We start from the raw sequence: 12,121 nt of genomic DNA, 5'->3' as shown, positions 1-12,121 counted from the left end.
ATGTCGTAACAAGCCAGTATATAAAATAAGAAAACCCATAATAAAAATGGGTTTTCTTAATTAGGTTAATTGCAAACTAAATCTTGGGGAGGATTTGTTTACAAGCACAAAAGAAATATTTTATAAAAGAATTTTCCCCAATATTTAATTAAAATTTAATTCTACCTATCCGTTTTATGAATATGAGAAATATTTCACATCTCAAAAGCATAAAAGGAATATAAAATAAGGTTTTTTTATTCTGATTTTAATAAAACACTTCTTATTGCCTAGTATTACTATTAAAAAAAAGGTGAATTACATAAATTTATGTTAAAAATATCTTAAAAAACATATATCCCCGATTTGAGGTATCCTTTTAGAACCTTGTATCGTTTTTATAAAAGAAAATTTATACTGGTAAATAAAGCGGTTTTATTTAAGGGGCTATTACATATCTTTTTAGTGGATCATATTTGCTGACATACATATTCTATAAATTGTAGAACGAATACTATCTCAATATCGACAGTTTATACAAACTCAGACAATTTATGAATGATCAAAACTAACTTTGTAGACAAATATTTTTATTAAAACCCCAAAAACAACTTAACGTAATGAAAACCAAAAAACTCTTAATCATCTTATTACTAATAAGCGTTGCGTGCTATACACAAAACACAGAACAACGGGCACGACAAAAAATTGACCAATTAAATCAATTAATCACAAATGCCAAAAATAAAGGCATTGATGTAACTAAAGAAAAAATGTCTTTGCGAGTTGCAGATATTTTTTTAGAATATGCTAAATGGGATCAAAACCATAAAGGAGAAGTTGCTGCTGATTTTAGAAAAGCTGGCAGAGTAGTTCCTAATAGTGCAGTGCAAAAAACACCCGAAGAATACGCAAATTTACTTCCTGAATATGAAAGACAAGAAGTAGTTTTGTTACTCGATGAAGCGATCTCAAAACTAAACAAGTTAATCGCTGGGCAGGAAAAAAGAAAACCTACTTTAGAGTTGGATTGGGAATCCCTGGATATTGATGGTTTTGACATAAAACAAAATGGTACTCCAGTATTTTTACTAGACTGGAATTTCAAACCAGGCTCTACTATGGGGTTTGACACCAGAGAATTTTTTGGCAGTTTAGGAGGATACTATTACTCTATTCAATTTTTACGGGAAAATGCAGACGGTAGTATTGGTATAAATCCCGGACAAGAAGCTAGGCTAAGAAATTTAAAGTCTGGAAATTTTGGAGCTCCATTTTTAGGAATGCGTCTGGTTCCCGATTTTATAAAAAAAGCGTATCCTGATTTCACAAAAGGTGGATCCACATTTACGGGATTCGACATTGACCACCCTCAAGCAAGAAAATTACACAAAACACTGTTTGAAAAGTATGTCCCTTTTTTTAAAGGAAAGAATATGAGCAAACTAGGATATATGCTATCCAATGAACCTCATTGGAATACCTCAGGAACCTGGGACGTTGTCGAAATTACTGCACATACGAAATCTAAATTTGTAGATTGGTTAAAAAGGAAACATGGTACTATTACTGAAGTAAATAACCTATGGAGTACTTCCTTTTCTAACTTTAGACAAGCGGCTAATTCATTTGTTACACCAGTAAACAAATCGTTAAGAGGGAGTCCTCAATATTACGATTTTATGAGATTTAATCAAAATAGAGTTACTGAGTGGTTCACATTTTTACGTGATGAAATAAAAAAAATAGATCCTGATGCCAAAACCCACATAAAATTAATTCCAGGACAGTGGTATGATGGTTCCAGAGATAATGGTTTAGATTTTGAAGCGTTGACAAATCTTACAGAAATAATAGGCCACGATGCAGAAATGAAACACTCCACGCGTTGGGGTAAAAACAACCCATGGCAAGAAAAATATATCTTAGAATGGAGAGATTTAGCAATTTCATATGATTTTTTTCAATCTATAAAACCAAATGCAATTAATTATAACTCTGAAGGACATTCTTTACTAGGTAGTTCCATGGATGTTTTCTTGCGACCTTCTTATGCCAGAGCATCTCAATGGATATCGACTATTCACGGAGGTGATGTAACCACCAACTGGGCCTGGCTGAGAAACGCTGACGGGTCTCTAAAATCTAATTTTAAACTGGCTGCGTCTACCACCCAACAACCCCGAATCCTCAATGAGCTGCACGCTACGATGATTGATCTCAATACGTATGGCAAAGAAATTTCTGATTTACAACATATCAAAAGCCCAATGCGCTTTTTTTATTCTGAAACTTCTGCTATTAATAAACCCAATCATATGACACAACTAAAAGAGTTGTATGAAGATTTTTATTTTGAAGGATATAGATTAGGATTTGCCACAGAAAACATTATCAAAAAACAAAATGCCAAGAACTGGGAATTTATTGTGGTCAGTAATACTGAATATGCTACCTATAATGAGTTTAAAACAATCCAAAATTATCTAGATAATGGAGGAACAGTCCTTATAGATGGAATAAGCTTAAGAAAAAATGAATATGGAAAAAATCGTAGTGCAAGATTGACATCCGGATCAGGAACTTTACTAAATATTAGCAATAAAAATATAAAAGCTCAAGTTCTGGCATTATTAGATCAAAGAGGTTACAAACCTGCTGTAAAAGTTATGGAAACAAACTCTGTTGCCGGATTTAAAGGAGTGTTTCCTAGATCAGTGAGAACAAAAAATGGCAAAAATATCATCTCATTAGTAAATGTTGGAAAAGATAAGACCAAAATAGAATTATCACTAGGTACCAATACCAATGTATCAATTACAAATATGCTCACAGGTACTAAATTGAATAATAATTTTGACATGATACCAGAGCAGGTTTTACTTCTGGAAGTTGCAAAAGAATCAGGAAATTCAGAAAATAATATTATAGTCAACGGATTCTATAATATCCAGAATATCGATACCGCCCAGAATATGACTGCATCTCAATCTGACAATCATAATGCGACAATGCTTAATACTTCTAAATCAGAAGATCAGGTTTGGGAATTCATACATTTGGGTAATGGAATTCATAAAATAAAAAATATTAATACCGAAAGATATCTAGAAGTCGGAGGAGGTAGATGTGCTAATGATGCTAACATAAACACCTGGACTACAGCAAATGTCGATCATCATAAATGGTATATTACAAAAATTGGTGAAAATCATTATTTGCGACCATTACATTGTACAGATCGTGCCATGGATAAAAGTATAGGAAGTAATGGTAACGTTAAAATATGGAAATATAATAAGAATAATAAAAATCAGAAATTCAAGCTTGTTCCTGTAAACGCTTCTAATACTATTATAGTAAATGGCACTTATACCATAGAGAGTGCAAACACTGGACAGCATGTAATTTCCCCTAATTGGGAAGATTTTAATGTTAGAATGTATCGCAAATTGTCTGCAAAAGATCAACAATGGGTTTTTGAACACATAGGTAATAGAAAACATACTATTAAGAATGTAAAAACAGGTAGATATCTAGAATCTTTTGCAAGAGGATGTGGAAGAAACACAAATCTTAATTCCTGGCCTACCTTAAATGGAGGAAATCACCAACAATGGTTAATCACCAAAATTGGAGATAATCATTATTTACGACCATCACATTGCGAAGATTTTGCTATGGACAAAAGTAGAGGAATTGATGGTAATGTAAAGCTTTGGAATTTTAACACAGACAATAATAATCAAAAGTTTAAATTAATCCCTGTTAGTATTACCAGAAATTTTGATGAGTCCTCAGCATTCTCTATATATCCAAATCCCACTAATGGAATTTTGTATATAGATACACTTCAGAAAGATTATAAAGTTTACTCCATTGTTGTGTATGGTGTTTTAGGAAACATTGTTAAAACTATTGATAAAAATTTAAATGAAAATCAGTCTATCGATATCTCTGATCTAAATAGTGGTCTTTATATGATAGCGATAAAGTCTCATCTTAGTTCGAATAATGATCAGACAACTTCAGTATTTAAAATTTTTAAAGAGTAATACATCAGTTTAAATCATTTCTATCTGATACTATTTAACGTACTGATCAAACATAAAATGTGTACATACAGCCTCAATATTATTCAAAGTTGTATGTACATTTTTTTTAGGTTTTTTGTGTAAAAAAATTATAATACGATTTACGAATAAAAATTTCGCATCTAATGACATTCTTTTTCTACTATATTTTCTTCATAAAATGAAACAATAGCTATGGCTATTCTTTAATTTGATTCATCAATCTAGCGAAAAATCCTTGCCATTATTTTTACGAAATTCTCACCCGTAAATCGTATAATTTGAGGTCTATCCAGATATAAACATCAACTTTCAACTATTATTCGATTCTGTTTTAAAAAAATACAAATTGAAAATCAATAGTTTGAGGTTCTGAGGACACTTCAAATGATGAGAATATTGAGATATTTTAATTATTTGAAGTAAGCTCACGGTTCTTAAAATAGTTGTTTTCACGAAGTAAGGTTTTTAAACAAGTTCTTAGATGAAATCATCGTGAACCGAATCAAATTATTTTTAATTCAGGTAAGAAAAAAACGCATAGATAACAGTGCTATAGCTGCATTTTATTTTGAAGTATTAATAAAAAAGAGCTAATTTTAAATCAGAAATGGTAGGCAATACATCAAAGTTGGCAACCATTAAGAACAAACTGCATATTGAATAAATAAATTATGACCGAACAACAATCAGGGATAAAAAAAATATTAAGTAAAATATTGATATGGTTGCCTTCAATAGCAATAATTCTGTTCTATATTCCGAACGCTTTAGACAAATTAGTGAATCATGCTCAAACTGGAAAAGTCGTAGAAAGTACTGCAGTAATGATTACTGCCGGAGCTTTTATTTTAACAGGTACAGCTCTTTTCTTATACAACAAAACAATGTTAATTGGAACATCAATATTGGTCCTGTATATGGCTTTTATTGTATTAATTCATATATACAAAGGAAAACCAGTTGAAATTGTAATTTTAATTCTTATGGCGACCATATTCGCTTCATATATAAGAAAACCAGATATATTTCATAGGAACTAGAAAAATAGGCTTAAAAATAATCGCACTCAAGTATTTGAAGAATTAAATATAAACAAACTGAAAATAGAAAAACGATATCTATCCAGTCATATCGATATTTTTAATTTTGTTTTCTTCAGCCAGTTTAGATTTTTTAGCAGCATATTCAAATCCTTGTTGCCACCAATTACGCATTAGTTTTTTATTAAACACTAAAGAGTTTTCTGTAAGTTTTGATGGTGTATAATATAAGTTTAACGGAACATCTTTATTGATTGCCGCTAGTTTTCCTGCCAGCGTATCATGACCTTCTACCTGATCCAGCATAAAGCTAAATAAGTTTACCATTAAAGAAAAAGGATTTTTACCTAACACCTTTTGGTATTCCATATTTTCAGATTCCAGAATAATAGCATCAACCTCTGTAGCACCTCTTCGTATAGCTTCTCTTATAGGCACCATACATCCAAAACCGCCATCAGCATATTCACACCCATTCTTGGTAACCAAACTCATAAAAGGTACATAATTACAGGATATCCAGATCCAATCACAAAAATCTTCATAGGAGAAATCGTTAATAGATTTATACTCTGTTCTATTTTTTGTTAGATTAGAAACCGTCACTACTACATCTTTCACACTTTTTTTTGCCAAATTAAAATCTGCTTCAGAAAAATTTCTACGAATATTTTTCCTCAGATTTTTGCTTTCGCCAAAAGTTCTTTTACGTTTTAAAAATTGTAATACGGTACTAAAAAAATTAATTGATACAAATTCTCGATTTCCTTTTTTTCTGGTAATAAAAGGATTGATACTAAAAATAGTATGTTGATTCACATTTGTATAAATATCATATACCTTATCAATATTACCTAATGCTAATTGTGGTATCAAAAGACTCCCTGTTGATGTTCCTAAAAAAAGATCATATTTTCTTCCTTCTTCCTGCATTAAATATTGAGCTACACCACCTGCATATGCTCCTTTGCTTCCTCCTCCAGAAATTACTAATGCCTTCATACTATAATCGATTAGATGTGTGTTTTTGTTCAGCAAATTCGTATCCTTTTGACCACCATTTTGTCATTTTTTCATTGTCAAAAATTAAAGAATTGGTTGTTAATATAGTAGGTGTATAATATAAATCCATTGTGACCTCTTTTTGTGAAGCTTTAAATTTACCTATTCTGATATTTTGTTTCTCTATTTGATCCATCATAAAATTAACCATATTAGTGATCAAGGAAAATGGATTCTTTGTTGGCATGCGATTTATATAATTTACCTCTGTCTCAAGAATGATCACATCAATCTCTGTCGCTCCTCTTTTTATAGCCTCTTCTATAGGCACCATAGATCCAAGACCTCCATCTACATAATCGCAGTTATTTTTTCTTACCAGACTCATAAAGGGAGGATAATTACAAGAAATCCAGATCCAATCCAGAAAATCTTCGTACATACATTCTTTTATCGATTTATATTCTACTTCGTTAGCAGATAAATTAGTTACTGTAACAACCACATCTATATTTCCATTTTGGAGTCTTTTAAAATACTCTTTGGAAAACGATTTTTTAATAAGATCTCTCAGATTCCTACTATCCCCAAAAGATTTTCTTCCTTTAATTAGGTTTTTTAATACATTAAAGTGATTAATATTTATGGTATTGTATCCTCTTTTCTTTTTAATAATAAAAGGGCAGTTTCTAAATATAGAAGATTGATTTACAGAAGTATATAGTTTTTTAATTTCTTCAATTTTGGATAATGCCAAATGTGATACCAATAAACTACCGGTAGATGTCCCTACAAAGAGATCGTATTGCTTTCCTAAATCTTGTATTAAAAATTGCGCAACACCGCCAGCAAATGCTCCTTTACTGCCTCCACCGGAAATAACTAATGCGCGCATATGATATTTATGGGGTTAATTTTTTTTCTAAAAATTCTCGTTGCCTCTTTGACAAATCATCCTTTAAATCTACATATTTCTTTTGATATTTAGAATCCTTCAATAGATTATCCAATAATTTACGGCAATATTTTCTAAATCTCCAATTGTAATGTAACGACCCCTGAATGAGATCTATAAGAGATTGGTCGGAAAATGATTGTAAACTTTCCAAATATGCAAAGGCATTCTCTCTAGTACTAAAATGATTTTTATAAGAGGTATACTCCGATAATTCATTAAAAAAATCCTGATGCTTTTCTGTTTGATAGCTTGGTGTATTAACGGCTAATACTAACCAAAGTATCCGTATATTTTTATCATTGAACCCTACTATATCTTTAGTTTGATCCAAATATTTCTTCCTATTAGACGGAAAATTAATCCACAAATGGTACAATGCAGGCTCAATAGTAGCATACGACGAATCTAGTAAGAGAGATTCATATTGTTCTTTTAATTCTGGAGGAATTTTATTCAGGGTATTGGCAATTGTTTGTCTAACAAAAATATTATTTGTCTCAAATGCTTTATCCAGTAGGGCTATTGATTCTTTAGAGGTATCTCCTTCTAATTGATATATTACCTCCTGACCTATATAATCATTTACAGGAAAATCCAACGCATTTGCAAGCGTTCCCCATTTTCCTGCTAACGGTTGTGTGCGCTCCTGCGCCAAACCTAAATATGTTTTTATAAATTCGGTCTCTGTTAATATGTCTAATGCTTGCTGCGAAGGAAATGGCACTGCCTCTAACCAGGTTTTTTGATACTTAGATAAATCCATCCCCGACACTTCTGCGGCAATATTCATAAAATCAGATGTTTTTGCATTCTTAAATTTATGTTTTTCTAAATAATTATGAATTGTAATTTTAAAATTAGTATCTCCTATTAATTTTCTTAGCGCATGTATTGCCCAAGCTCCTCTTTGGTAAAACGTAAGAGAACTTGCTTTTGCATCTAATAAAGACGTTGTTTTTTTTGCTTTTGATTGCTCTGTTAATTGTTCGGCACTCTCATATAACTTATACAAAAAATACTCCTCCCCAAAAACTTCTTTTTCTGCCAATAAAGCGTAGTACGTAGCAAAACCCTCTTGCAACCAATGATGCTTTCCCTCTGTTTCGGTTACCAGATCTCCAAACCACTGATGTGCCAACTCATGGGCGTTTACATTTATATAATTGCGATCTTTATATGCTATAGAATCTACTACAAAAACATCAGAAAAAATAGTAGTTCCCGTATTTTCCATACCTGCATATAAAAAATCCTTTACAGGAATCTGCTTATAATTTTGCCAGGGAAAGGTATACCCTATTTCTTTCTCTAAAAAATCAAATATTTTCTTAGTATTTCTATATGTAGGTTCTACTTTACTCTCATCTCCTGGATAAAAATACATTTCTAATGGAACTCCACTTTCTGAAATTTCTGTTACTTTTTTATATTTTCCAATTGCCAATGCCAATAAATAACTGCTCATAGGCTGTTTCATATCATATTGCCAACGCAGAATAGAATCATTTACTAATTCTTTCTTTATAAGTTCACCATTGGCTATAACTTCGTATCCTCTATCATAATTAATAGTGAGGTCAAACTCTATTTTTTCATTCATATCATCAAAACTGGGTAACCAATTCGATGTATATTTACCTTGACCCTGTGTCCAGACTTGATCATTTCCCTTGTAATCATTTACAAAATATAATGCTTTCTCAGGAACTGCAATATATTGAATTTCTATCGTGTGCGCTGACCCTGCTATAAAATCTGATACTATCTCTATACTCTTATTATTATAAACAATATCAGTTTTTTTTTCATCTAGTAAAACGCCCATAATTTGCATCTTCTGTGCATCTATAATCAAAGATTTTGTAGATTTCAAAATCTTAAAAGTATACATAACTTTTCCTTCAATTTTCTTAAACTTTGAATCCACAAACACATTTACTTCTCCTTTTAAAAAATCTACTTCATGTATCTGTTGGGCAAAACTTTTAATAGAAAAAACAAACCATAGTATATATATAATAAATCGCATATCCATCAATAATCAAATGTTCTGCCAAAATAACGATTTTAGTCTGATTATGTGACAAAATACTTGTGTTAAAGGATATCTATAAACTAATAAAAGAGCTATCGTATAAAAAATTAAACATAGCTCTTTTAGTATAACAGAAAACTTTTCTTTTAAAGAAGTTTAAACTTTTTTGATCCTGATGAAAAATAGCTATTCTTTGGTCAATTGAAATGTTTTTTTGCCTTTCATAGCGGCGCTACGAAGTAAGAAAAAGCCAAAAATTGAGTTGAAAAGAGGGTTTTTATAACGAATTGAAAAAAGCTTAAACTGCTTCATTACTAAAAACCTCCCGATTGATTTATGATGACAGTACTTTTAAACCCGAATTCCTGATGAATTACACTAGAATGATTATCTCCCTTTTGATTTATTGTAGCTGAACTTTTACTTCCAAACTGTGTCACTTCGGCAGAATTATCCATCCCGTCTTGTATAATATCGATTGAGTTCTCAGTTCCGTTCTGAATAGAAACTGCCATATTACCATATCCATTTTGTTTCTGTACGATTATATTAGTATCCATATCAGAAGTATTATCACTCAGTTGTTCTGCACTTGCAGAATTAAACTCTCCTATTTGTTCCTGCCTAACTGTGCTGCCATTAATACCTAAAAGTGAATTTCCCTGATTAGAAATTGCATCATTAAATTGTCCGTCTTGTGTTTGTAACAATACATTATCAGATCCAAACTGAATGCCCTTAGCTTGATTACCAAGATTTACAGTACCTGCCTGCAATTGCTCTGATAAATTACGGACTCCTGCTTGTTCAATAGTTACTTTACTTCTGCGAGAATCAGATTGTATACTGCGACTTATATTATCTGATCCGTTCTGGATAGATATCGCAGAAGCACCTCCAAACTCAGAACTCTCTTGTTCCTGAATGGCAATATTACTTCCACCAGAACTATCCAGATTCTGAGTTACTGATGCTACATTATTACGCCCTTCCTGGATTTGAGATATCGTATTTCCTTGCTGTTCTTGCTGCGCAAAAACATCATTCATAACATCAACTTGTCTTTGTGTAACAGTCCCATTTATAGATGAATGGGTATCACTTCCCTGGATAATTATCGCCTGATTACTCCTACCTACCTGAAAACTATCAGAACTATTACCAGAACCTACTTGCGTAATATTGATGCTACTACTTGATGATTCCTGGATTACCGTACTTGAATTTGATTGTGCTATAATAAAAGTTGCATTTAATAAAGTAGCCAGGCTAAAAATTACTTTTTTCATAATGAATATATTTAAAATGATTAATGTATTTTAAGAGTTAAAATCGATCAAACCCCATTTTGTAAAAACTAACCATTCTAAATAATTTTTTCTTTTCTTACAAAACGCGAATCAATAAAGTGGATATTTCCACTTTATAAACGTACAAAATTTCTGATAAGATATATTTATTCACCAAAATCTTTACTCTTGATAAAAAACCTTACTAATTAATCCAAATGTATTTTTTAAGTTGATTAACAAAAAATAAACCACGGAACCTCTGGCAGCATTTCTATTTTATTTATAAAATGCGTTCAAAAAAAGCCATACTGATTTTTTACAATATGGCTATTCTTATGTATTGTATAACGTCTAATCAGTGTCTGGTCTGAAATAGACGATTTTCATAGCATTTTATTTTATAAATATTTATATGTCAGGTAAATTATTATAAACTTCCTGATTGATATACCGTAATTGTACTGCCACCAATATTATATTCATTTCCCTGAGAAATTACAGTAGAATGAAAATAACCTGTTTGATGTATTGTAATAGAGTTATTTGTAGCTGTCTGGGTAACTTCTGCTATATTATCAAATCCGTCCTGAAAAATATCAATCACGTTTGCTACTCCGGTTTGGTATGAAACTGCTCGATTACTATCTCCCTGTTGTTTTTGCATAGTAAGGTTCCCATGAACACTAGAAGTGCCATCGCCTTGTTGCTCTGCGCTTGCAGAATGACTTGTTCCTGTTTGTTCCTGTACAATCATATTACCATTAGATCCTATAAGTGAATTTCCTTGTATAGCGTATAAACTGCTATATATATCATTCTGCGTCTGCATCAATACATTATCAGATCCAAACTGCACTCCTCGCGAGGTATTTGCAAGATTTGCTGCTCTTTGTAATTGTTCTGATAAATTACGTTCTCCTGTTTGTTCTATAGTTGCTGTACTACGACGTGTAGAAAATTGAAAGATACGGCTTATATTGTCTGATCCATTTTGTACCGATTCTGCTAAAGCGCCACCAGATTCAATATCACTATGTTGTACTTGAATAGCAACGTTATTCCCTCCAGAGCTATGTAAGTTCTGAGTCGCAAACCCTACTGCAAAAGCTCCTGTCTGTTTTTGGGATATAGTATTTTCTTCTTGTTCTTGCTGAGCAAAAACTTCACTATAACTCCCAAACTGATTTTGAGTAATATTTCCATTTATAGATGTATTTACATCACCTCCCTGAACAACAACTGCCTGATTGTCATACATTCCACTTTGAACAATATCAGCATTATTCTCTGAACCAATTTGGGTAACATCTATACTACTCGTAAATGACTTTTGAGTTATAGTACTTGTATTTGATTGTGCTGTCACAGTAGCTACACAAAATAAGATAGCTACACTAAAAATTACTTTTTTCATAATGAATGTATTTAAAATGATTTATATTCTAAAAAAACAAAAGTTATAGCACAGACTATCAAAAAAACAATATCATAAAATATGATAACTGTTTCTTTATTCTTACTATAAATTGTGGGGAAGGGAAAACGGACGTGTTTACCATGTAAACATACAAAAAATTCCCTTAATTTCGTTATCAGGAACTTAATCATTATGTTATGGGGACCTCTATTAATTGGTTTTTAAAAATATTCTATATCTATTCTGCTATATTTTTACTTTCAAAAATGATCGTTATTTTTTCATTTCAACTCGATTTTGTGTAAGTTATTGTTTTATAGCT

Annotated in this window: 7 protein-coding genes; 2 read left to right on the top strand and 5 right to left on the bottom strand. The window is 31.5% G+C overall.

The features are described 5' to 3' along the window. Nucleotides 1-599: 599 nt before the first annotated feature. Together F0000_RS08925 and F0000_RS08920 are read left to right on the top strand one after the other, a co-directional pair. A complete protein-coding gene (locus tag F0000_RS08925) occupies nucleotides 600-4,034 on the top strand; it encodes an RICIN domain-containing protein (RefSeq protein ID WP_149624374.1) in 3,435 nt (1,144 codons plus the stop codon). Nucleotides 4,035-4,726: 692 nt separating this feature from the next. Further along, nucleotides 4,727-5,095, top strand: a complete 369-nt coding sequence (locus F0000_RS08920; protein WP_255452682.1) for a hypothetical protein — start codon at nucleotides 4,727-4,729, stop codon at nucleotides 5,093-5,095. Between the two features lie 78 nt (nucleotides 5,096-5,173). On the opposite strand, the gene F0000_RS08915 is transcribed toward F0000_RS08920, so the two are convergent. The 5 genes from F0000_RS08915 to F0000_RS08895 all read right to left on the bottom strand — a co-directional run bounded on the left by F0000_RS08915 (nucleotide 5,174) and on the right by F0000_RS08895 (nucleotide 11,796). Further along, nucleotides 5,174-6,097, bottom strand: coding sequence for a patatin family protein (locus tag F0000_RS08915; RefSeq protein ID WP_149624373.1), 924 nt, complete (start codon nucleotides 6,095-6,097; stop codon nucleotides 5,174-5,176). Between the two features lies 1 nt (nucleotide 6,098). Further along, the gene (locus F0000_RS08910; RefSeq protein WP_149624372.1) at nucleotides 6,099-6,992 is read right to left on the bottom strand and encodes a patatin family protein; all 894 of its coding nucleotides are present in this window, start codon (nucleotides 6,990-6,992) and stop codon (nucleotides 6,099-6,101) included. A gap of 7 nt (nucleotides 6,993-6,999) precedes the next feature. Continuing rightward, a complete protein-coding gene (locus tag F0000_RS08905) occupies nucleotides 7,000-9,084 on the bottom strand; it encodes a M1 family metallopeptidase (RefSeq protein WP_149624371.1) in 2,085 nt (694 codons plus the stop codon). Between the two features lie 320 nt (nucleotides 9,085-9,404). After that, nucleotides 9,405-10,379 (bottom strand): curlin repeat-containing protein, encoded by a 975-nt coding sequence (locus tag F0000_RS08900; RefSeq protein ID WP_149624370.1) that lies wholly within the window; start codon nucleotides 10,377-10,379, stop codon nucleotides 9,405-9,407. Nucleotides 10,380-10,809: 430 nt separating this feature from the next. After that, nucleotides 10,810-11,796 (bottom strand): hypothetical protein, encoded by a 987-nt coding sequence (locus F0000_RS08895; protein ID WP_149624369.1) that lies wholly within the window; start codon nucleotides 11,794-11,796, stop codon nucleotides 10,810-10,812. Between the last annotated feature and the right edge of the window lie 325 nt (nucleotides 11,797-12,121).

Origin of the sequence: Aquimarina sp. RZ0, from assembly GCF_008370685.1 — a bacterium.
In the GTDB taxonomy this organism is placed as follows: Bacteria; Bacteroidota; Bacteroidia; order Flavobacteriales; family Flavobacteriaceae; genus Aquimarina.
Note: the sequence above shows the minus strand (reverse complement) of the source record. Positions and strands in the feature narration are given on the sequence as shown.